The sequence below is a fragment of the Acidisoma sibiricum genome, assembly GCF_057837225.1.
In genome coordinates this window covers 1343927-1365857 of sequence record NZ_CM174445.1, presented here as the reverse complement: position 1 = coordinate 1365857, position 21931 = coordinate 1343927, and the positions used below count along the sequence as shown (strand labels likewise).

At 60.8% G+C, this 21931-nt stretch carries 18 protein-coding genes; 8 read left to right on the top strand and 10 right to left on the bottom strand.

The window, feature by feature from the left end:
• Positions 1-154: 154 nt before the first annotated feature.
• From AC3G7M_RS06680 to AC3G7M_RS06660, 5 genes are all read right to left on the bottom strand, one after another.
• Complete coding sequence (locus AC3G7M_RS06680) at positions 155-346, bottom strand: hypothetical protein (protein WP_489214989.1); 192 nt, start codon at positions 344-346, stop codon at positions 155-157.
• Between the two features lie 199 nt (positions 347-545).
• A complete protein-coding gene (locus AC3G7M_RS06675) occupies positions 546-1052 on the bottom strand; it encodes a hypothetical protein (protein WP_489214987.1) in 507 nt (168 codons plus the stop codon).
• Between the two features lie 73 nt (positions 1053-1125).
• On the bottom strand, positions 1126-1734 hold the full coding sequence (locus AC3G7M_RS06670; protein ID WP_489214985.1) for a histidine phosphatase family protein: 609 nt from the start codon (positions 1732-1734) through the stop codon (positions 1126-1128).
• A gap of 2 nt (positions 1735-1736) precedes the next feature.
• Positions 1737-1871: a hypothetical protein gene (locus AC3G7M_RS06665; protein WP_489214983.1), complete on the bottom strand. Its 135-nt coding sequence runs from the start codon at positions 1869-1871 to the stop codon at positions 1737-1739.
• Between the two features lie 962 nt (positions 1872-2833).
• Positions 2834-3622: a PRC-barrel domain-containing protein gene (locus AC3G7M_RS06660; protein WP_489214982.1), complete on the bottom strand. Its 789-nt coding sequence runs from the start codon at positions 3620-3622 to the stop codon at positions 2834-2836.
• A 296-nt stretch (positions 3623-3918) separates the two neighbouring features.
• On the opposite strand from AC3G7M_RS06660, the gene AC3G7M_RS06655 reads away from it, so the two are divergent.
• Together AC3G7M_RS06655 and AC3G7M_RS06650 are read left to right on the top strand one after the other, a co-directional pair.
• Entirely contained in the window at positions 3919-8307 is a 4389-nt protein-coding gene (locus AC3G7M_RS06655) for a chemotaxis protein CheB (RefSeq protein WP_489214980.1), read from the top strand.
• Between the two features lie 8 nt (positions 8308-8315).
• Positions 8316-9299: a zinc-dependent alcohol dehydrogenase family protein gene (locus AC3G7M_RS06650; RefSeq protein ID WP_489214978.1), complete on the top strand. Its 984-nt coding sequence runs from the start codon at positions 8316-8318 to the stop codon at positions 9297-9299.
• A gap of 8 nt (positions 9300-9307) precedes the next feature.
• Here the strand turns inward: AC3G7M_RS06650 and AC3G7M_RS06645 are convergent, their stop codons facing one another.
• Positions 9308-10939: an oleate hydratase gene (locus AC3G7M_RS06645; RefSeq protein WP_489214976.1), complete on the bottom strand. Its 1632-nt coding sequence runs from the start codon at positions 10937-10939 to the stop codon at positions 9308-9310.
• 254 nt (positions 10940-11193) lie between these two features.
• Between AC3G7M_RS06645 and AC3G7M_RS06640 the strand changes: the two genes are divergently transcribed.
• From AC3G7M_RS06640 to AC3G7M_RS06630, 3 genes are read left to right on the top strand one after another with little or no spacing between them, the layout of a single operon-like run.
• Positions 11194-11844, top strand: a complete 651-nt coding sequence (locus AC3G7M_RS06640) for a BON domain-containing protein (RefSeq protein WP_489214973.1) — start codon at positions 11194-11196, stop codon at positions 11842-11844.
• Positions 11845-11892: 48 nt separating this feature from the next.
• Positions 11893-12252 carry a response regulator gene (locus tag AC3G7M_RS06635; RefSeq protein WP_489214971.1) on the top strand — a complete coding sequence of 120 codons (360 nt, stop codon included), beginning with the start codon at positions 11893-11895 and terminating at the stop codon, positions 12250-12252.
• 38 nt (positions 12253-12290) lie between these two features.
• A complete protein-coding gene (locus AC3G7M_RS06630) occupies positions 12291-13322 on the top strand; it encodes a zinc-dependent alcohol dehydrogenase (RefSeq protein ID WP_489214969.1) in 1032 nt (343 codons plus the stop codon).
• A gap of 49 nt (positions 13323-13371) precedes the next feature.
• Here AC3G7M_RS06630 and AC3G7M_RS06625 read toward each other — a convergent pair whose 3' ends face one another.
• The 4 genes from AC3G7M_RS06625 to AC3G7M_RS06610 are packed head-to-tail and all read right to left on the bottom strand — an operon-like array spanning position 13372 to position 17748.
• On the bottom strand, positions 13372-14811 hold the full coding sequence (locus AC3G7M_RS06625; RefSeq protein ID WP_489215976.1) for an NAD(P)(+) transhydrogenase (Re/Si-specific) subunit beta: 1440 nt from the start codon (positions 14809-14811) through the stop codon (positions 13372-13374).
• 18 nt (positions 14812-14829) lie between these two features.
• Positions 14830-15174, bottom strand: a complete 345-nt coding sequence (locus AC3G7M_RS06620; RefSeq protein ID WP_489214967.1) for an NAD(P) transhydrogenase subunit alpha part 2 — start codon at positions 15172-15174, stop codon at positions 14830-14832.
• Positions 15175-15193: 19 nt separating this feature from the next.
• Positions 15194-16315 carry an NAD(P) transhydrogenase subunit alpha gene (locus AC3G7M_RS06615; protein ID WP_489214965.1) on the bottom strand — a complete coding sequence of 374 codons (1122 nt, stop codon included), beginning with the start codon at positions 16313-16315 and terminating at the stop codon, positions 15194-15196.
• A gap of 50 nt (positions 16316-16365) precedes the next feature.
• Positions 16366-17748: an NAD-dependent succinate-semialdehyde dehydrogenase gene (locus AC3G7M_RS06610; RefSeq protein WP_489214963.1), complete on the bottom strand. Its 1383-nt coding sequence runs from the start codon at positions 17746-17748 to the stop codon at positions 16366-16368.
• Positions 17749-18025: 277 nt separating this feature from the next.
• On the opposite strand from AC3G7M_RS06610, the gene AC3G7M_RS06605 reads away from it, so the two are divergent.
• Genes AC3G7M_RS06605 through AC3G7M_RS06595 form a run of 3 tightly spaced genes read left to right on the top strand, consistent with a single transcriptional unit; the run spans position 18026 to position 21810 of the window.
• Positions 18026-18784, top strand: coding sequence for a hypothetical protein (locus AC3G7M_RS06605; RefSeq protein WP_489214961.1), 759 nt, complete (start codon positions 18026-18028; stop codon positions 18782-18784).
• A gap of 3 nt (positions 18785-18787) precedes the next feature.
• A complete protein-coding gene (locus AC3G7M_RS06600) occupies positions 18788-19678 on the top strand; it encodes an NmrA family NAD(P)-binding protein (RefSeq protein ID WP_489214959.1) in 891 nt (296 codons plus the stop codon).
• Complete coding sequence (locus AC3G7M_RS06595) at positions 19678-21810, top strand: copper-transporting P-type ATPase (RefSeq protein ID WP_489214957.1); 2133 nt, start codon at positions 19678-19680, stop codon at positions 21808-21810. The genes AC3G7M_RS06600 and AC3G7M_RS06595 overlap by 1 nt, the downstream gene beginning before the upstream one ends.
• Positions 21811-21931: the final 121 nt, after the last annotated feature.

Genomic DNA, 21931 nt, shown 5'->3' with positions numbered 1-21931 from the left:
CGCTATTAGGGCTGCGTCCTTACCGTGGCCATGACGCCACAGCTACTCATGCCGGCAGCGGCAGATATATTTGACGCGTCTCTGCGCGCTGTCTCAATTTGAGTGGCGCCCGCAACGCACCGCAACGCAAGCGCATGTGCCTCGGCCTGCCAACTCAATTTCGGAAAAGCGGCCTGCGCCCTGCCGGATGATGCGGACGGAGACGCTCGCCTGACTCCAGGTTCCTGGCTTGCAGCGGATCTTCCGTCGCTTCTTCAAACGGGACTTGGTCTTTCTTCTCCATGCCTTCCGCACCGCAATCGTAGGGAAGGCTTTCCGCTTTTGGGCGATCTTGACTGTCAGTCATATGATCTCCTGTAAAAGACATGCTTAGAGAGACAGAACGGGCGATGCAAGGCGCAAAGAACGCGCACAGCATGCATCACAGTTCCAACAAGACTTTTCCTAAAGCACGACATCCTTTTATGGTAGATTCGGAAACTACTTAAGATCGTCGATAGTCTTATGCGACAAGTCTTCATGTCGCCGCCAAGCTCATCTTCCGCTCACTGCGCTTGAGATGCGGGCGCCTTGGATTGCGTGATCGCGGAGGATGTTGTGGCCGCGCTTGGCGTATGTCTAAGATTGTATGCAAGGCCGAGGAGCATGACCAAAGCCAGCAAGGCCATCGGCAGCCATCGCGGCATTCCCGCCACCCCGAGCGACGTACCCATGCTGCGGAAGGTGGTCTTGTTAGGCAAGGCCACGGTTTTCAGTCCGGGCAAGCCCTGCGACGCCGGCAGCAGCATCACGAGACGGGCCGCCACCGTCTTTGCTTCAGCTGCACTCAGGGAAAACAGCGGCAGATCGGTGATCGCAGTGACCACACGATCAATCGCGAGCGACTTAGGCAGCTTTGCCCAACGCGCGGCTTCAACCCAAGGGTCCTGGCCGAGCCGGGCCAGCACCGAGAGCATCGTCAATGTCGAGCCATTCAGCTCTGTGCCAACATTGGCGAAAAGAAACGGATTAAGGTCTGAGTTTTGCAGGGCTGCGTGATCAGCATAAGACACAGTCAACTCCTGTTGTTTGAGATAGCACTGCTTCGGTCACGCCCGTGATAGCCACGCGTCTGCTTGTGCCTGTTCAACCGCTATCTCTGAGCACTGAGGGAATGCCATTCCACAAGGCGATCACGCGGGTATCCAGATGGCTTGCACTATAGGCGAGAATGCTGAGGGACGCTGTGCCCAGCATGAAATGCTGGGCAGTGATCACGGGAAGCGCAATCCACCGCATCGCGAGTGCGGTCCCAAACTGGCCGTGGGTGAAAACCGCGACACTGCCCTTGAGGGTGCCAAGATGCTGGATGAGGCGATCGGCGCGGATAGAGACGGCATCGGGACTTTCTCCGCCCGGCGTGCCGTCCCGATAGACCAACCAGTTTGGGCGGCCCTCGTGGATCTGGGCGGATGTCAAGCCCTCATAGTCGCCATAGTTCCATTCTGACAGGTCATCGTTGATCTCAACCGCACGGCTTAGTCCTGCCAACTCTGCGGTGCGCCGCGCCCGGCGCATCGGGCTTGACATGACATGCGTGAATTCGATTCCGCGCAACCATGGTCTCAAGGCTTTGGCCTCGGCCTCGCCGCGTTCCGTGAGCGCGAGATCGGTGCGCCCGGTATGTTGACCGGAGAGCGACCAAGCGGTCTCGCCATGGCGCACGAGATAAACACGAAGATCCTGAAGCTGCATGATCAGACGCCCTCCATCACGGCGCCATAGTCGCCCGTCTGGGCAGTACGATTGCAATAAGCACCGCGGAACAACGCCTGCTGCTGCAGCCATTCAGCCGCGAAGCGCTTGTCACAGATGCCGTTAAGCGCATCCATCACTGGCAGCCCCTAGCCGCTTGCCACCACAGCCTAGCCAGTCTCAGCCAGGGGCTGGGCGCCTCATGGCCGAGCGTTGGCTCTGGCATGTGACACGCCGGCGCGGGATGGTCCATGCGGTTGGTCCCTTACTTCATTGGCGCGTCTCGGGGCATTTCGGCCCGGTGGACATAACGAGGGCTGACGCGCGCGCGGAGACGACCACAAGCCCAGAGCATGCGCCGCGGGCTCCATATCCGGCAGGATCGGAATATACCTAGACAGCGCTGACCTGATCGCTCTGTCGCCCCCTTGCTGGGCTCGTAGGGGCTAAAGCACAGCTAATGATGTGCGCTAATGCGGCCAAAATGGCAAATCGATGCCCATCCTGAGCCATTCTGGGCCGCGGCATGCGTAGTTTCCGACCCTACCGGCCCGTCGCGGCACCGTATACTCTCGCGTCTCACTGAACCGTATCCGCCGCAAGGAAGCTACGATTGGGCCCTGAACATGAGATGAGCGGTGACATCACGGCGCTCAGACACACAGGCTGGATTGTCCGGTCGCCTGCTTTGGCGGCTCCGGCCTGCTTCGCGTTGCTCAGTCTCCGAGACGATCCGTAACCGTGAGAATCGTCTGACCAAAAATCGGGCGCTCTAGCATGGGCCCAAAGGCAAAGGATGATCGCCGTCCCGTATCCAACAGGGCTCTTGACGCTTTTCTTTGCTCGTATCGCGCGTCGCGCGCAGGGCTCGCGTCAATGTGACCCGTCTCCACGCTGGCTGCCTGCCCGCTCCCGGTCGCGATGTCGGAATTGAGATTGAGATGAAGCGTCATAATGCCTCCCTGGAGGGTCCAAAATTTAGGTCAAATGGCAGGCATCGCAGGATGCGTGATCTCTCTATCGGGACACACGTCATCCTCTATCGCTTTGGCCATGCAAGACGAGACTGGTAAAGGCTCACGCGGTACGCAGGGAGAGGTCAGTAGAAGCTGTAGCCCGGCCAGTTATAGTGATGATGCAATTTCTTCTCATACACCTGGTCGATCATCGCAAGCGGGTCCCACGCCGGGCTGGTATTGACCTTGTCGCGGCTGACATTGAGGTGGATGTCATGCGCTTCCCAACTGATGGCCGTCACGGCATAGGGTGAGATCAGCACATGCTTGCCGGCCCACCAGTTTCTGGTATCGACAATCACGTAGCGAATGCTCCAACTGGCGTCTTCCATCAGCAGATTCTCGACATGGCCGATTGCGCCGTCGGTCGCATGCACATGATATCCGGTGACCTCCGCCGTGCTGCGCAGATGGGGATCTGCCGCATCGCCGGCCAGGGATACGTCATCCGTCGGGTGCGACCCTGCGCCAAAGAGCGGCGGTGCTGATACAGGCACGCCAATTCCGCCGGCACCAATGCCCTGACCGCCCAGGAAATAGTCATCACCACCCCAAAGCGGGCTCCAACCATAGTAGTCGTAAACGGTCAACTCAGCCTGACGCGATACCGGCTGATCACTGCGGATATCGGGACTGGCTTCCACCTGCGCCGTCGTCAGCGCCACGTTCAGCTCGCGGTGCTCATAATCCACCTTGCTGATTGCTGATGGATGCACCAGCACTTTGCGGCCCATGAGCCAATTTCCGGTATCGACCACCAGCCAGCGAATTTTCCACGTTCTATCATCGAAGAGAAATTCCGAGACAGTCCCCATCCGCCCATCGGTAGCCTCGATGACGTAGCCCTTGAAAGCCGCAATGACGACAAGCATGGCGAAGACCCTTCATGATAAAACGGCAACAAACCTAGGCTGCTTAGACACTGACGGCAGCGGATCGCTGTATCAACCGCCTGAAGCTCGGACAATAAATGTCCTCCTAGTTTACGGACAGGTTCGGAAAATACTCAAACTTTCCAAGAGCACGCGGACTGTTGACGGAGATCACTGCAAGGCCATGCGGCTTTTGGCTTCAGATCGTTGAGACGAGCAGTGCGCACCCTTTGCGAACCTGTGCTAGGATTGCATTCACGCCTCCAATATGGCGGCCCTACCGAGGCCATCGCATCATGCCAGAAAGCTCTTCGCGTCGCCGCACGAGAGACCCTGCCGACCTTACCGTCGTGGGCATCGGCGCCTCTGCGGGCGGTCTGGAAGCCTGCCGGGATTTCGTCAAAGCGCTACCGGCCGAGACGGGCCTCGCTTTCGTCCTGGTGCAGCATCTGGACCCATCCCATGAAAGCATGATGGTGGAATTGCTTGGCAACCACACCGCGCTCACGGTGCGGCAAGCTGCCGAAGGCATGAAGATTGAAGTCGAGCATTTATACGTCATCCCGCCAGGCTTCTATCTCTCCGTCACCGCAGGCACGCTTCACCTCTCCCGGCCGACCGCCCATCATGGCGCCCGCTTGCCCTTCGACTTCCTGCTGAACTCGCTGGCAGCAGCCTATGGCGACCACGCCTGCTGCGTCATCCTGTCCGGGTCGGGCGCCGATGGCAGCCTTGGTCTGGCCGCAGTCAAAAGGCATGGGGGCCTGGTCATCGCGCAAGATCCCGATGAGGCCGGCTATGATGGCATGCCACGAAGCGCCATCATGACCGGGCTGGTCGACCAGGTCCTTCGCGTGCGCGAGATTCCCGCTGCCCTTGCGCATCGGCATCAGCAAAAAATACTGGCGCCGTCAGGCCGCGCATCGCGTAAGACAGGCGCGGGCCTGATGGAGATCATCCATCTTCTGCGCCTCAAGACAGCGCATGATTTCACGCACTACAAGCAGGGCACCCTGCAGCGTCGGATACATCGGCGCATGACCCTCGCCGGAATCGAACTGGATGATATGCCGCGTTATCATGCGATGCTGGCGACCGACGCCCCGGAAGCCGATCTGCTGGCACAGGATCTCCTGATCAACGTGACCGGCTTCTTCCGGGACCCGAAGGTATTTGAGCTTCTTGCCAAGACACTCATCCCGGACATGGTGCGCCAGCATCCCTTGGACCGTGCGCTCCGCATCTGGGTCGCCGGCTGCAGCACAGGCGAGGAACCATACTCTCTCGCCATCCTCTTCCGGGAGGAAATCATTGCGGCGAAAAGTGCCCTCAAGCTCCAGGTCTTCGCCTCCGACGTGGATTCTGAGGCAATCGCCAGCGCGCGCGACGGCCTCTATCCGGCGACGATCGAAGCCGACGTCTCCGCTGAGCGTCTGGGCCGGTTCTTTACCAAGGAAGATAATGGCTACCGGATACTGCCCGAACTCCGTGCCATGGTCGTCTTTACCGTGCAGGACCTCATGGCCGATCCGCCCTTTTCACGGCTCGATCTGGTATCCTGCCGCAATCTGCTGATCTATCTGGATCTGGAAGCGCAGATGCGCGTCCTGTCTCTCTTCCATTTTGCTCTGCGGCCAGGTGGCATTCTTCTCCTTGGGTCATCCGAAACTGCCGGAAGTCTTGGCGATCGATTCGAGGTCATCTCCAAGCCGGCGCGCCTGTACCGCCGCATCGGTCACACGCGGGCGGGTGAAATCGGCTTCGCGGTCAGCAATGCCGATGGCGTTCGGCTTGCTGTCCGGCCGCGCCAAAATCCAGGTCTGTCGCGGCAGGCAGCCTTGGCCGAGCTATGCCGCAAACATGTGATGGATAGCTACGCGCCGGCAGCGCTGCTGATCAACGCCAAGAACGAATGCATCTATTCGCTCGGGCCCACCGACCGCTATCTCAGCGTGCCCACCGGCCACCCGACGCATGATCTGCTGGCGATGGCACGTCCCAGTATGCGGACCAAGCTCCGCTCCGCCATCCACAGTGCCAAAGACCGTCGCGCTCGCATTCTGGTATCGGGCGGACGGCTTGACCGCGGGGCAGACGGGCCTTCGTTCAACATCGCCATCGAGCCGGTCGAGAGTGACGGGGAGCCGCTACTGCTCATTTGCTTCCTCGACGACCAGACATACGATAAGAAACTCGGACGTCCTCTGACGCCGCAGGACGCGCCGCGGGTGGCGGAACTCGAGCAGGAGCTTGAAGCGACGCGCGCCGAGCTGCGTGGCGCCATCCATAGTCTTGAGATATCCAATGAAGAACAGAACGCCATCAATGAAGAGGCGCTCTCGGTCAACGAAGAATATCAATCGACCAACGAGGAACTGCTGACCTCCAAGGAGGAATTGCAGTCTCTCAACGAAGAACTGACGGCGCTCAATGGCCAGTTGCAGGAGACGTTAGAGAGTCAACGCACAACATCCAACGATCTCAAAAATATCCTCTACAGCACGGATGTCGCGACCCTCTTTCTTGATCCCCATCTCAATATCCGGTTCTTCACCCCGGCAACCCGATCGCTGTTCAGCATCATTGCGAGTGACGTCGGCCGCCCCCTCGCGGATCTCAACGCTCTCTCCTCCGATACGGACCTTCTCACCGATGCGCGATCGACACTCGAGGCACTGACACCCATCCAACGCGAAATTGAGGCGAAATCCGGCGCCTGGTACCTCCGCCGGGTGTCGCCGTATCGCACACATGATAACGATGTGGGCGGTGTCGTCATCACCTTCACCGATATCACCGACCGCAAGGCGGCTGCCAAAGCCCTCGAGGATGCAAGGCTCCGTGCCGAAACCGCCAACATGGCCAAATCGCGCTTCCTCGCGGCCGCAAGCCACGATCTCCGCCAGCCATTGCAGACGCTCTCTCTCATCCAGGGGCTGCTGGCCAGAAAAGTGCTGAGCGACAGGGCGCACAAGCTGGTCGGCATGCTCGGCCCGACCCTCACCGCCATGTCGGGCATGCTGAATACGCTTTTGGACATCAATCAGATCGACGCTGGCACCATCAAAGCCAAACCGAGCACATTTCCCATCGCGATGATCTTGGACCGTATGCGCGATGAATTCGCCTATCACGCAGAAGCGCAGGGACTAGTACTGGTCGTCGCGCCATGCAGCCTTTTACTCCACTCCGACGCGCACCTGCTTGAGCAGATGATCAGAAATCTTCTGGCAAATGCGTTGAAATATACGCGTTCAGGAAAAATTCTCCTTGGCTGCCGTCGCCATCCGGCAACGGTCAGCATTGAGGTTTGGGACACCGGGATCGGAATACCTGACGGCGAACTGAAATCAATCTTCAATGAATACCATCAGATCGATAATCCCTCGCATGACAGAAGCCTGGGCCTTGGACTCGGCCTGCCGATCGTCCAAAGACTGGGCGAATTATTGGATCACCGTATCACGGTTAAGTCCAACCTCGGCCGTGGTTCGGTATTTGCCATTGAGGTTGCACGCGAGATGGAGGCGACAAGTCCAACGGCTGATCCAATCCTGGATCAAACGGCCGCGGAAAATACCGTCGCAGAAGGGCGCCGCACCGGGACTATTCTCATCATTGAGGATGACGCCGAACTCAAAGAACTTCTTGATCTGCTGCTGTCCGCTGAAGGCCATCATGTTGTGACTGCACCAGACGGTGTCACGGCACTCGATCTTGTCGCGCGCGGCGCCGTGCGCCCCGCCCTGATTCTCTCTGACTACAATCTGCCGAGTGGCATCGATGGCCTTCAGGCATGCGCCCGCATTCGCGCAAGGTTGCAGCGGCATGTACCGGTCATCATACTGACCGGTGATATTTCAACCAAGACACTGCAGGATGTGGCCGCGCAAGACTGCGTCCAGATCAGCAAGCCCGCCAAGCCCGAGGAACTGACCGAGACCATTCAGCGCCTTCTTCCGGCGCGGCAGGCGGAGTTGCACTGGAACAAGTCGAAGCCTCACGGCACGGCCGATGCCACAGCGCCAGCTACGATTTATGTGATCGATGATGACCGCAATATACGGGACATGATGCTGCGCATCCTGGAAATGGAAGGCTTCGTCGTCGAGATCTATGAGAGCTGCGAAAGCTTCGTGGAAGCCTATCGCCACAGTGACCGCGCCGCCTGTCTTCTGGTAGACGCTTATTTGCCGGGGATGCAGGGGCTTGAGCTGCTGCAGAAGTTGAATGCCGAAGATAGTCGCCTGCCTGCCATCATGATCACGGGCACCAGCGACGTGCATATGGTCGTCGAAGCCATGAAGGCCGGGGCGTCCGACTTCATTGAGAAGCCCGTCAGTGACCACGAACTTCTCGCGAGCATCCACCGGGCACTGGAGCAAGCGCGCGACTCAAGCAAGCAGATGGCGTGGCGGCAGATCGCCGCCGATCGGGTGGCTGGGCTCACCGGACGGCAGAGGCAGATTATGGATCTCATTCTGGCCGGCCATCCCAGCAAGAATATCGCAGCCGACCTCGGCATCAGCCGGCGGACCGTCGAGAACCATCGGGCATCCATCATGAAGCGCACCAATTCGAGGTCTCTGCCAGAACTGGCCCGCACTGCGCTCACCGCCGCCTCGAGTAGCGCCGACCTGCTCGTGCAACCCGGCGCCAGGTCAATTCCAGTCGTGGCAGGGTAGACGTCACAATGCACGCCATGGTTCTGAATGCTCTGCACGCACCGCTCGAATGGACCGAACTGCCGGACAGAACGCCGGGACCTGGGGAGATCCGGGTGAAGGTCGCCGCCTGCGGCGTATGCCGGACGGATCTGCATGTCGTCGACGGCGAGTTGCCTCACCCGCAGGTCCCGATCATCCCGGGCCATGAGATCGTTGGGCGGATTGACGCGATCGGCAGTGATGTAGAAGGGCTGCATCTCGGCCAAAGGGTTGGTATCCCCTGGCTTGGCCATACCTGCGGGGTCTGCCCCTACTGCAGCACCCAGCATGAAAATTTGTGCGATCACCCGCTTTTCACGGGCTATACGCGCGATGGTGGATTTGCAACTGCAACCGTCGCAGACGCGCGTTTTGCCTTTCCACTGGGAGAAACCGGAACAGATGTGGAGGTCGCCCCTCTGCTCTGCGCCGGGCTGATCGGCTGGCGGTCGCTGGTCATCGCGGGGGACGGCCGCAAAGTCGGCCTCTACGGGTTCGGTGCCGCCGCACATATTCTGGCGCAGGTCGCGGCCTGGCAAAATCGCGCCGTCTACGCTTTCACCCGACCCGGAGACGTCTCAAACCAGGCCTTTGCGCGCAGCCTCGGTGCCTGCTGGGCCGGTGGTTCAGATGAAATGCCGCCCGAACCCCTGGATGCGGCGATCATCTTTGCCACGGCAGGCGAGCTGGTACCGATGGCGCTTAAAGCGGTCCGCAAGGGCGGCCGCGTCGTTTGCGCCGGCATCCATATGAGCGATATCCCGTCCTTCCCCTACAGCCTGCTGTGGGAAGAGCGCCAACTCGTCTCCGTCGCCAATCTCACGCGCCAGGATGGGCTCGATTTTCTCAGCCTGGTGCCGAAAATCGGCATCGTCATGAAGACGACGCCATACCCGCTTATCAAGGCGAACGAAGCCCTGGCCGATCTTCGTGCCGGCCGCTTTGAAGGGGCGGCCGTTCTCGTGCCGTAACGCGTGAGTCACGCATGAAATTCATGGAGAGCCATAAAAGCTCTGTAGAGAACGCGCGGCTCAAACTTACCCTGATATACTGCCGGCGGTTTGCGATTCAAATCCAGCAGCGCATAGACCGCTGTCTGGGCCGATCGGATCGAATACTCTACCGTGAACACAACATCGTCCGGCATTTCGCAAAACTGTCCAATGAAGGCGAGATTGGTCAAGCCGGCCGGTACCACGTCAGGACGATCACCCTTCTGGCGGCGGAGAAACTGGCTGGTGATGAACGGCATCATGCAGGGAATGCTGATGCTGCTGTCCAAAATGTCCGTGGCCCCAGCCACGATACCGAGATGACCCAGGATCTCGGTCATGATCTCGCGACCGCTACAGGCAGACATCGGCTTCTTGACGAAGTCGCCGGGCGTGTCGACGGCCAGCCCATAACCCCAAACGACGCTCACATCGGCGGCCTGGCCGATGAAATGCGGCTGAAACGGGATGACGATTGAAGCGAGCCAGCTCGATTGTGAGAAGGTGATCAGTCCGCCCTCCCCTGCGACATTTCCGGTCATGGCTGCAACCGCCTGTATAAAGGCCGGGTCATGCAAGGTGGTGGTGAAAGATACCCAGCGAGACTCCTCCACATGATCCGCGAAAACCGCCGGCTGTCCGAATTCCGTCCGGCCTGCGGCCAGTGTCTTCCATAATTGCCATGCTGCCCCATGGTCGCGCGCATCGAGAAGCGGGGCAGAGTCGTTGGTGCCAAGGCTGGATGCTGCCGTCATCGAACCAAGCGTGACCAGGACATAGTCCTCTGGCCTGACGACAATTTCTCCCGGCTCACCATCTTGCTCGAAGATAACACCGGCAACGCTTCTGCTGCCGTCATGCTCCGTGAACGCAAGATCCGTGACCCGCGTATTTAGCTCAAAAATCACGCCCCGTTCCTGAAGCCAGGCCTGCAGCGGCCGCACCATCGAGTCGTACTGGTTGTAGACGGTTCGCATGATGCCCTGCAGGCGATTGAAGCCATCGATCATGTGGGAGAAGCGCTGCAGATAGCGCTTGAACTCCAGGGCGCTATGCCAGGGCTGAAAGGCGAAGGTGGTGCACCACATCAGCCAGAAATTGGTCTTGAAAAAGGCTGCGTCGAATTGCTCGGCAATGCTGGTGCGGCCCAGCATCCACTCTGGTTCCAGCGCCAGCCGTTCGATCGTCAGGATATGGCGCTCACTGAGACCGAATTCCGGCGCCGTGTGACGGTGCCCATCGTAAAACAGACGCGATTTGGACGAGGTCTTGAGCGTTTCGTTCCAGGCAAAAATCTCCTGCGTGACGGTCTTGCTGCCATCGAGCGTCGGAATTGAGTCAAAAAGCCCGTAGGTACAGACGTATTTGCTCTCGAGCATCCGGCCGCCGCGCAGCACATAACCGCCCTGGGGTGATCCCGCGCCATCCAGGCTGCCGCCGAGCTTGTCCATCTCCTCAAGAAGAATGATGTTGCGGCCGAGGATGTCGCCGTCACGAATCATGAATGCCGCCGCCGCCAAGGAGGCGATTCCGCCACCAATCAGATAAACCTTCGCGTCGTCGCGATTGGCAGTCCTCATGGCCGCCTTTACACGGTCTGGCACGGGAAGAAGGGACAAATGAGCGACTCCTGATGAGGCCAGGCGGACGGAGAGGTTTTGCGGACTCGTCCAAGACCCCACCACCAGTCTCGCGGAATTGCCAGCCTCGGAAACTACCTAACACATCGCGAGGCTGGAGCGATGCGCACCATGGCAGTGTTATGCCTCCAAACCTAGGTAATTTCCGAGGCTACACGTCGCATAGCCTCGCTCCTTATATGTTCGGCGATGGACGACATCGTCCAATCAACCAAAGCTGGGAGCACAATTTCATGTCGCAAGATAGTCTGCTGCAACTCGCTGTTCTGGCAGAACTGGGCTGGGACCCGAGTGTCACAGCAAGCCATATCGGCGTGACCGCGAACGCGGGTGTTGTCACCCTTACTGGTCATGTTGAGACCTATGCCGAGAAGCTCGCGGCCGAAACAGCTGCGCGTCGTGTCAAGGGCGTCAAGGCCGTCGCGGAAGAACTGGAAGTTGAACTGCCCTTCGAGCGCGCACGCGGCGATGATGACATCGCGGCGGCTGTGCTTGATCGGCTGGCCTGGGACGTCTCGATTCCGCCCGATGCCATCTCCGTCACGGTCGAGCAGGGTTGGATCGTCCTGACCGGCGACGTGAACTGGTATTATCAGAAGGAAGCGGCCGAACAGGATGTGCGTCGCCTTGCCGGCGTCGTCGGCGTGTCCAACCACATCCAGGTCAAGCCGGCCGTCGATGCCGCCAATATCAGCACCCATATCGCCGACGCCCTGCATCGCTCATGGCTGCTTGACACCAATGAAATCCGCGTGACCGCCGAGGGTGGGGCGGTACGTCTCTCGGGCACCGCGTCCTCCCCCCAAGATCGCGAAGTCGCCTTTGCAACTGCTTGGGCAGCACCCGGCGTCATAAGCGTCGAGAACGATATTCTTGTCCGTTAGTCTCACCCAGCCTGGCCAGGCCACCAAACGAAGACGGAGCCATAGACGGTGAGTTCGCTACGCATTCTGTTGGTGGAAGACGACAATCTGATCGGCATGCTTCTATCCGCGATGCTTGAGGGCATGGACTACGAGGTTGTGTCAATCGTGGCGACCGAAGCGGACGCCGTGGCGCATGCCGCCCGTTACGAACCGGACCTGATGATTGTCGATATGAACCTGCGCGAAGGCAATGGTGCCTCCGCCGTGGCACGCATCCTCCAGTCCAGGCCGGTTCCTCATCTTTTCATGAGTGGCACGGTGCTGGAGTTTGAAGCCGCAGGCACCGTTTTCCTGCAAAAGCCGTTCCTCGAAAAAGACCTCGTGCAAGCCATACAACGAACGCTTGGGCGCTCGGTTGAGTCATAAAATTTTCTTCTAACCCTCCCTAGATCGAAAGACATGTCATGGCGAAAATGCATGCGGCCGTCGTGGAGCAATTTGGCAAGCCCCTGATCCTGCAGGAATGGGATATTCCCACCCCCGGCCCCGGTCAGATTCTGGTCAAGACCGAGGCCTGCGGCGTCTGCCACACGGACCTTCACGCGGCGCGCGGAGATTGGCCTTTGAAGCCCAGCCTGCCCTTCATCCCGGGCCATGAGGGGATCGGACTGGTCACCGCCGTGGGCGCCGGCGTCATCATTGTCAAGGAAGGCGACCGGGTCGGCGTGCCCTGGCTCTATTCGGCATGTGGTCACTGCGAACACTGCCTGTCGGCCTGGGAAACGGTCTGCGCCGAGGCCGAGTTCGGCGGCTATACCAAGAACGGCGGTTTTGCGGAATATATCCTGGCAGACCCCAACTACGTCGCCCATATCCCCGCCGGTCTTGCCGCCCGCGATGCTGCGCCGCTCATCTGCGCGGGCATTACCAGCTACAAGGGCATCAAGCAGACGCAAGCGAAGCCCGGTGAGTGGATCGTCATTTCCGGTGCCGGCGGCCTCGGCCATTTGGCCATCCAATATGCCAAAGCCATGGGGCTGCAGGTCTGTGCGGTCGATATCGACGAAGGCAAGCTCGCCCATGCCACCCGCCTTGGCGCCGATCTTGTGGTCAACGCCCTGCATGATGACCCGGCCGCAATCGTGAAGCAGGGGACAGGCGGGGGCGCCCATGGCGTGCTGATCACCGCCCCCTCGCTGGGTGCCTTCAAGCAAGGCGTCGGCATGACGCGCAAGCGCGGCACCTGCGTACTCGTCGGTCTGCCCCCAGGTGATTTCCCGGTGGCACTCTTCGATGTGGTTGCCAATTGCATCACCATCCGCGGCTCCTTCGTCGGCACCCGAGAGGATATGGCTGAAGCGCTGGCCTTCGCGGCCCAGGGCAAGGTGAAGGCGGATATCGAATTGCAGCCCTTGTCTGCCATCAATGACGTCTTCACGCGGCTGCAGCATGGCGATGTGCCGTCCCGCGTGGTGCTGGACTTCGCCTCCACCTGAAGGCAGGCGAAGACCCGGCCGCGTCAGGCGCGGCCGGGTCAGGCGCGGCCTAGGCCGCGTTGGCGCCCAGGCCGCGCACTGCCTCGATCATGCTCACCAGCACGGCCTGCGCGTCACCATAGACCATATTGCAGTTTTCTCCGTAGAACAGCGCATTGACGATGCCTGCATAGCCTTTGCCGTCACCGCGTTTGACGACATAGACTTTCTTCGCCTTGTCGGCATTCAGGATGGGCATTCCGAAGATCGGTGACGACTTATCCGTGCGGGCTGCCGGATTGACGACGTCATTGGCGCCGATCACCAGCGCCACATCGGCATTGGCAAATTCGTCGTTGATATCGTCAAGCTGGAAGATGAGATCATAGGGCACGCCGGCCTCTGCCAGCAGCACGTCCATTTGTCCTGGCATGCGGCCGGCCACGGGATGGATGGCGAATTTAACGACAACACCCGCACCCTGCAGCAGCTTGACGAATTCGTACAGCTTTTGCTGACCCTGCGCGACCGCCAGGCCATAGCCGGGAACGATGATCACCTCCTTGGCGTAGCGCATGAAAATGCCCGCGTCACCGGCACTGACCGGCTTGAGGCTGCCTTTGATGATGCCCTGTCTGGTCTTGGGGGCATCGCCGAAATTCGTGAACAGCACATTCGCCACCGAGCGGTTCATCGCCTTGGCCATCAGCAGCGTGAGCAGCATGCCGGCCGCCCCCACCACCATGCCAGCAATCATCAGCGCCGGGTTCTGCAGGGCAAAGCCTTCAAGGCCAACAGCAAGACCTGTGAAGGCGTTATAGACCGAGATCACGACGGGCATATCCGCGCCGCCAATCGGCAGCGTCATCAGAATGCCAAAGATCAGGGCGAGTGCGAAGAACAGACAAATCAGCTGCGGCATGGCGATCAGCGGATCGACACCATGCCGCATCGCCACGGCGATATAGGTGCCGACAACAACCGTGGCCAGAAGAACGACTCCGTTCAACCCCTGCTGTCCCCTCATGCGGAACGGCTTGTTGATGACGCCATCAAGCTTCGCCCAGGCAATGAGGGAACCGGACAATGACACCGCACCAATCAGGGCACCGACCAGAGTCACAACCAGAAGAACAGCGCTGTGGGCCTTGCCGCCGAAGAGCTCCACCGCCGCGATCGCGCCTGCCGCGCCACCGCCCATGCCATTGTAAATCGCCACCATCTGCGGCATCGCCGTCATGGCGACCTTCTTGCCGCTCCACCAGGCGGTGCCACCGCCCAGGATCAGGGCAATCAGCACAAGGCCAAGATTGACGGCAAGATGCGGCCGCGCGGCGGCATCGACGCTGAAGGCATAGAGGAAGCTCGCGATGACGGCAGCGAGCATGCCAATTCCGGCGACAAAAATCCCGGACGGCGCCGTGGTCGGCGATGACATCCGCTGTAGTCCGTACAGGAATAGAAACGCCGCTGCCAGGTCGGTCAGACCGATGACAAGCTGTGGAATCATGATCAGCATGGCGTATCTTCAACCCTTCTTCGCATGGTGGGGTTTGGCGTGCCGCGCATGGGCGGGCGTGCCACTGGTCTGGAACATGGCCAGCATGCGGCGCGTCACCGCAAAACCGCCGGCAGCATTGCCGGCGCCCAGCAGGACCGCGAAAAACCCGATCGCCTGCTCCAACACCGTGTTCGCATTCAGCAGCGCGAAGATCCCGCCCACCACGACGATGCCGTGCACGAAATTGCTGCCCGACATCAGCGGCGTATGCAGGATCGCCGGCACATGGCCGATGATGACCCAGCCGGCGAAGGCGGCGAGGAGGAAGATATACAGAGCAACGAAGCCCGATATCGATATAGCGGCGGTCATAGCGCTCTCCTTTGCCCGCTCATGCCGCGGTCTTGGACGGTGACACCGTCGCCAGCCCGCCATCATGGGTGAGGGCGGTTTTGGCAAGAATCTCGTCGGTCCAGTCGATGGTGACGATATTGTCCTTCATCATTAGCGCGAGCAGGTTGTATTGATTGGCGGCGTAGAGTGTGCTCGCATCCTGGGCCAGGAGGGACGGCACATTCAGCGGCGCCACAATCGTCACCTGCCCAATCTCCGCCGTCTCGCCGGGCACGGTGTCTTCGCAATTGCCGCCGCCCTCGGCGGATAGGTCGATGATGACCGCCCCCGCCTTCATGCCGGTCAATTGCGCCCGGCTGATCAGCTTGGGCGACGCCCGTCCCGGAATGGCGGCCGTGGTGATGATGAGATCAGCAGCCTGGATATGCTTGGTGAGGACAGTAGCGACCTTGGCCGTCTCATCGGCCGTAAGCGCGCGGGCATAGCCGCCCTTGCCGCGGGCGTCGACGCCGGTCTCTACAAAACTCGCCCCGAGCGACAGGGCCTGTTCCTCAGTTTCCGGCCTTACGTCATAGCCTTCGACCACCGCCCCCAGGCGATGGGCGGTGGCAATCGCTTCCAGACCCGCGACACCAAGACCCATGACCAGAACCTTGGCAGGTCCTATCGTGCCGCCCGCCGTTGTGATCTTCGGCAGAACCCGGCCGAGATGCGTCGCCCCAAGTTGAACGGCATAGTAGCCGGCAAGTGCTGACTGGCTGGAGAGCGCATCCATGGACTGCGCACGCGTGATGCGCGGCAGTCTCTCCATGGCAAAGCAGGTGATCTTCTTCTGGATCAGACGTTCGACCAAAGCCGGCTTCTGCCCCGCATAGATGAAGCAGATCAGGATGGAACCTGGCTTCATGCTGTCGATGACATCGAGTGCCGGGGGCTGCACCGCCAGCACCACGTCCGCCTCCGCCACCAGCGCGTGCCGATCCTCAGTGAAGGCCACATCCGCGAAGGCCGCATCGGGCATTCCCGCGGCAGCGCCCGCCCCCGCCTGCATCTGCAGCCTGGCGCCAAGCTTGGTAAGCTTGGCGACGCCCGCCGGCACCAGCGCCACCCGTCTTTCGTGGGGCAGCGTTTCCTTCAGCACGGCTACATGGACATACATGGCAGCTCCGGTTGTCAGCAGCGTTCAGTGGGGCCGGCGCGCAGTTGCCCCTACAACGGCGCTTCCGCGACCACGTAGCGCACGAGCTTTTTATTCACGAATTCCTGGATGCCCATATCGCCGAGTTCGCGGCCATAGCCGGAATCCTTGATCCCGCCGAAGGGCAGTTCGGCGTCCGACCAGGAGATATTGTTGATGAACATCATCCCGGTCTCAACGCGGCTGGCGACCCGCTTGCCGCGCGCGACATCCTTGGTGAAAACGGAGCCACCAAGGCCGAAATCCGAATCATTGGCGAGGGCAATCGCGGCGTCCTCGTCCTTGACCCGAAAGAACATCGCGACCGGACCGAAGAACTCATCACGAAAGGCCGGATTTTCCGGGCTCACGTCGGTCAGGATCGTGGGCTGCATGAACGCGCCCGGACGATCAATCCGCTTGCCGCCCAGCACGACCGTCGCGCCATGGGACACGGCAATATCAACCTGCTTCAACAGATCAAGCAGGGCCTGCTCCGTCGACAAAGGTCCCAGCGTCGTGTGCTCATCGGCAGGATCGCCGGCCTCAAGCGCACTCAGGGCTGCCGTGAATCGTTTTAGAAAGATGTCAGCCATGGACTCCACCACGATGAACCGCTTCGCGGCGCAGCAGGTCTGTCCCGTATTGTACATCCGGCCCCATACCGCCCACTTGATGGTGTGGTCGAGATCCGCATCATCCAGAACGATGAAGGCGTCGCTGCCGCCCAGTTCCATCGACGACGGCTTGAGATTCCGACCCGCCCGTGCGGCGATGCTGCGGCCCGCTGCCACGCTGCCGGTCAGGGCCACACCCTTGATGCGGGGATCGTCGATCAGGCGCTCGGATTGATCATGAGAGATCAGCAGATTGGTATAGAGACCGGGGGGCGCTCCGGCATCGAGCCATAGCTGCTCGAAGGCAATGGCACATTGCGGCACGCAGCCGGCGTGCTTTACCATCAGGACATTGCCCGCCATTAGATGCGGACCGGCCACGCGCGCCAGCTGATAATAAGGGAAGTTCCAGGGTTCGACGGCGAAGATCACGCCGATCGGGCTGCTCTCCATATGCCCTTCGCCCAGGCTTGGATGCAGCTCCACATTCGCCAGGAACCGCTCGGCGTTTTTGGCGTAATAGGCAAGAATGCTCGAACTGAACTCTGTCTCGCCGCGTGCCTCGCCGATCCTTTTGCCCATTTCCGAGGTCATGATCTGTGCCAGCGCATCGGCCCGCTCATGCAGAAGAACGGCTGCCTTGCTGACGATGACAGCGCGCTCGGCATAGGTTTTGTGCCGCCATGTCTCGTAGCACGCCGCGGCTGTTACAAGCTTCGCGTCGAATTCGGCATCCGTAATCTCCTCGAACGTCCTGGCAAGAGTTCCGCTAAACGGATTGACGCTTTGGTAGGTCATGGTTCGGGCCCTTCATTGGCCAACGCAGGCGCACAGCACCGCGTGGTTGTGAGCCGAAGGATAGGCTTTGGCGTGCCTGCCGGTAGCTTCGGAAACTACTCATGACCCGCATGCTCAGGCCTGTCGCCTTAGGTAGTTTCCGATCCTCCCCGCCCTGGTCAGCGGTTCGTATCTTGATCGCGATCGCCTATCTCTGCGCCGCTTTCGGTTTCTGAGCGTCATGGTCGCTGTGACAGCAATCGGAAGGGGAACGCCCTTGAAAATCGGAACACAGCCAATGCCCCAGCCCGAAGCCGGTCACCCGCGTGACGCTTTGCCCGTCGATTTCGCCTCCACCGACAAGCAGGGACAAAAGACGATCGAACATGTGTTCCGTCACCCGGTGACACATAATCTGGCATGGCTTGATGTCATTGCTTTGTTCGGCAAGCTCGGCCATGTCGACGAAAAGAGTAATGGTGAGGTCGTCTTTCACGCAGGTGCCGAGCAGCATCTGATGCGTCGCCCCTACGGCAAAGAACTGACCACACCCGAAGTCATCAAGCTGCGACAGTTCCTGACGCAGGCGGGCTGGTCTCCCGACGGGGGCGTCCCTGTGTCGGCACAGTTCTCTGGCCGCACTTTTGTATCGGATTGCGTGGTCGCCATCGATCATCACGAAGCGCGGATCTACAGCATCGAAATCGGGGCCGAAGATACCGCACCTGTGGTCATCCGTCCTGACGATCCCCTGCATATTCTGCATCACCTGAGCCATAAGGATCACGATGCCGAGCAAGGGCAGCGGGCACCCGAAGACCCGGCCTTCTATGGGCATATCGCCACGGCCCTTGCGGGTGCGGCGCGAATCGTCATCGTCGGGCATGGCAAAGGCCACAGCGATGCGGCGCAGCATCTCATCGCCTATCTCGATAAGCATAATCACGAGGACTGGAAACGCGTCGGCGCTGAGATTGCGGCCGATCTCTCGGCGATCACGCCGGCCCAGCTTGTAGCTTTGGGCCGCAGCACTTTGGCCGCACGCGGGGAAGGGTGATCCATGGCGGACACGCCCCCCACCAAAGTCCTGATCATCGGGGCCACGGGCCAGGTTGGTGCCAAGGTGATCGCCTTCCTGCGCCTGCAGGATGGCGTCGAGATTGTCGCGGCCGTCCGCTCCCCCGAGAAGGCGGCCGCATTTGCGGCCCAAGACATCGCGTCAGTCACACTCGACCTCGACAATGACGCTACCCACCGCAAGGCGCTTGACGGGATCAGTCGCCTTTTTCTGATGACCGGCTATACGGTCGATATGCTCCGTCAAAGCAAAGTGCTGCTCGACAACGCCCGCAAAGCCGGCGTGCGTCATGTCGTGCATCTCGGGGCCTGCGGACCGGATGATACGACCGTCGCGCATTGGGCATGGCATCAGTTGGTCGAGCGCTACATTCAATGGGCCGGCTTCTCCTACACCCATTTGCGGCCCGAAACCTTCATGCAGAACATGCTCAGCTATGGCGGCCAGAAATCCATCCAGCACGGCGTGATCAACGCCTTCGTGGCCAAGGCTCGCCTCAGCTGGGTGGATGTCGACGATGTGGCGCGGGTTGCCGCGCTCGCCTTGGCCCGCCCCGATCTGCATGCTGGCAAGACCTACCGCATGGGCTACGACGCGATCACCTTCGCCGAGATGGCAGCGCTGATGACCACGATCCTCAGCCAGCCTTTCCGGTATGAGCCGCTTCCGCCTGAAGTTTTCCTGCAATCGATGATCAAGGCCGGCGCCGATATGGCCTATATGGGCTGCGTCTATGATCATTATAAGCGTTACGCGGCGGGAACCATTCCCGGTGCCGATGATACCTTTGACAATTTTCCTGGCATCACAGGACAGCAGCCGACGAAATGGGCGGATTTCATCAAACGGCACAAGACCGAACTCGCCTATTGATGGTGGCTCCGCGGGGCGCCCTCTACACCTGCCCCATGCATCCGCAAATCCGCGAGGTCCAGCCGGGCAGCTGTCCCATCTGCGGCATGGCGCTTGAGACAGTGGACGTCACCGCTTCGGGGGCGCAGAATCATGAGCTGCGCGACAAGTCGTGGCGCTTCTGGATCGGCCTCGTCCTGGCAATACCGGTATTTCTGCTCGAAATGGGCGGTCATCTTCCCTGGCTTGACCTGAATGGTTTGGTGCCGGAGCCGTGGTCGATCTGGGTCCAATTTGTGCTTGCAACGCCCGTGGTCCTCTGGGCGGGTCGGCCGTTCTTTCAGCGGGCGGCGGCATCGGTCAGGTCCGGGCATCTGAACATGTTCACCCTGATCGCGCTGGGGACGGGCACCGCCTATTTCTACAGCCTCGTCGCGACTGTCGCGCCGGACTTGTTTCCGGCTGGGTTTCGCATGACAGGCGGGACGGTCGCGGTCTATTATGAGGCGGCCTCGGTCATCACCGTGCTGGTTCTGCTGGGCCAGGTGCTGGAGCTGCGCGCCCGTGAGCGGACAGGCGGCGCCATCCGCGCCCTTCTCAACCTCGCGCCCCGCACGGCGCGGCGCCTGCGCGATGCGGCGGAGGATGAGGAGATCGCGCTCGACCAGGTGCAGATCGGTGATCGGTTGCGTATCCGGCCGGGTGACGCCGTGCCGGTCGACGGCACGGTGCTGGATGGCAAAAGTGCCGTGGACGAATCCATGGTCACCGGAGAGGCGATGCCCGCGCCCAAAGGGCCGGGCGACACCATCATCGGTGGCACCGTCAACGGCACCGGGTCGCTCGTCATGCATGCTGATCAGCTGGGTAGCGGCGGCATGCTGTCGCATATCGTCGCCATGGTGTCCGAGGCCCAGCGGAGCCGCGCGCCGATCCAGACGCTGGCCGACAAGGTCGCCGGATATTTCGTGCCGGCGGTGCTCAGCATCGCCGTGGCCGCCTTCATCGCATGGGCGCTTTGGGGTCCAGCGCCCGCGTTGGCCATGGGGCTAATCGCCGCCGTCTCCGTCGTCATTATCGCCTGCCCCTGCGCACTCGGCCTCGCCACCCCGATGTCGATCATGGTCGCGATGGGCAAGGGCGCCGGGGCCGGGGTGCTGATCAAGTCTGCGCAAAGCCTGGAGCGGATGGAGAAGGTGGATACGCTCGTGGTGGATAAGACCGGCACATTGACTGAGGGCAAGCCGCGGGTCACGGCGGTCGTCCCGGCCGCCGGATGGGCCGAGGACGCGCTGCTGAAGCTCGCCGCCAGCCTCGAACGGTCAAGCGAGCATCCGCTGGCCGCCGCCATCTTGGCCGCTGCCCTGGCGAAGAGTCTGCCCAGCGAGGAGCCGACCGGCTTCGCATCGGTCACCGGAAAAGGTGTGACCGGAATGGTGGGCGGCCGTTCCGTGGCCCTCGGCAACGCCCGTCTGATGGCAGATCAGCGTGTTTATCTCGGCGCTCTCGCCGCACAGGCCGACCTTCTGCGCGGCTCTGGCGCTACCGCTCTGTTCATAGCCGTCGATGGCAAGGCGGCCGGGATTCTCGCCATCGCCGACCCGATCAAACCCACCACCCGCGCGGCGCTCGACCGCCTGCGGGCGGAGGGCCTCCACATCGTCATGCTGACAGGTGACAGCACGATAACCGCACAGGCCGTCGCCAGGCAGCTTGGCATCGACGACGTCACGGCAGAGGTGCTGCCCGAGGATAAGAGCCGCATCATCAAAAAGCTGCGTGCGGAGGGAAAGATTGTCGCCATGGCAGGGGACGGCGTGAATGATGCCCCTGCTTTGGCCGCAGCCGATGTGGGAATCGCCATGGGCACCGGCACCGAGGTCGCAATTCAAAGCGCCGGCGTGACCCTGGTCAGGGGAGACCTCGCCGGCATCGCCCGCGCCCGTGCCCTCAGCCGCATGACCATGCGCAATATCCGGCAGAATTTGGTCTTCGCGTTTGCGTACAACGCGATCGGCATCCCTATCGCTGCAGGCGTGCTGTACCCGGCCTTCGGCATCCTGCTTAGCCCTTTGGTCGCGGCACTGGCTATGTCGCTGAGTTCCGTCTCTGTCATTGGCAATGCCCTACGACTGCGCGCGACCAAACTGTAAATTGCAGTGCGGGCGCGCTTCAGCGTAAGCCCGCTTCTATCAGGCAAGCTCCGAATTATCGGTGCGGTCACCGCTCACATTTGTATGCGTTACAGTGACCTCGTTATCCTTCGGGACTGAC

What these genes read in the sequence shown, in the direction of transcription:
- AC3G7M_RS06605 (WP_489214961.1), top strand. Translation starts at nt 18,026, where the DNA reads ATGCCCCAGCCCGAAGCCGGTCACCCGCGTGACGCTTTGCCCGTCGAT.
- AC3G7M_RS06610 (WP_489214963.1), bottom strand. Translation starts at nt 17,748, where the DNA reads ATGACCTACCAAAGCGTCAATCCGTTTAGCGGAACTCTTGCCAGGACG.
- AC3G7M_RS06615 (WP_489214965.1), bottom strand. Translation starts at nt 16,315, where the DNA reads ATGTATGTCCATGTAGCCGTGCTGAAGGAAACGCTGCCCCACGAAAGA.
- AC3G7M_RS06680 (WP_489214989.1), bottom strand. Translation starts at nt 346, where the DNA reads ATGACTGACAGTCAAGATCGCCCAAAAGCGGAAAGCCTTCCCTACGAT.
- AC3G7M_RS06650 (WP_489214978.1), top strand. Translation starts at nt 8,316, where the DNA reads ATGCACGCCATGGTTCTGAATGCTCTGCACGCACCGCTCGAATGGACC.
- AC3G7M_RS06640 (WP_489214973.1), top strand. Translation starts at nt 11,194, where the DNA reads ATGTCGCAAGATAGTCTGCTGCAACTCGCTGTTCTGGCAGAACTGGGC.
- AC3G7M_RS06670 (WP_489214985.1), bottom strand. Translation starts at nt 1,734, where the DNA reads ATGCAGCTTCAGGATCTTCGTGTTTATCTCGTGCGCCATGGCGAGACC.
- AC3G7M_RS06595 (WP_489214957.1), top strand. Translation starts at nt 19,678, where the DNA reads ATGGTGGCTCCGCGGGGCGCCCTCTACACCTGCCCCATGCATCCGCAA.
- AC3G7M_RS06660 (WP_489214982.1), bottom strand. Translation starts at nt 3,622, where the DNA reads ATGCTTGTCGTCATTGCGGCTTTCAAGGGCTACGTCATCGAGGCTACC.
- AC3G7M_RS06630 (WP_489214969.1), top strand. Translation starts at nt 12,291, where the DNA reads ATGGCGAAAATGCATGCGGCCGTCGTGGAGCAATTTGGCAAGCCCCTG.
- AC3G7M_RS06620 (WP_489214967.1), bottom strand. Translation starts at nt 15,174, where the DNA reads ATGACCGCCGCTATATCGATATCGGGCTTCGTTGCTCTGTATATCTTC.
- AC3G7M_RS06625 (WP_489215976.1), bottom strand. Translation starts at nt 14,811, where the DNA reads ATGATTCCACAGCTTGTCATCGGTCTGACCGACCTGGCAGCGGCGTTT.
- AC3G7M_RS06665 (WP_489214983.1), bottom strand. Translation starts at nt 1,871, where the DNA reads ATGGATGCGCTTAACGGCATCTGTGACAAGCGCTTCGCGGCTGAATGG.
- AC3G7M_RS06655 (WP_489214980.1), top strand. Translation starts at nt 3,919, where the DNA reads ATGCCAGAAAGCTCTTCGCGTCGCCGCACGAGAGACCCTGCCGACCTT.
- AC3G7M_RS06600 (WP_489214959.1), top strand. Translation starts at nt 18,788, where the DNA reads ATGGCGGACACGCCCCCCACCAAAGTCCTGATCATCGGGGCCACGGGC.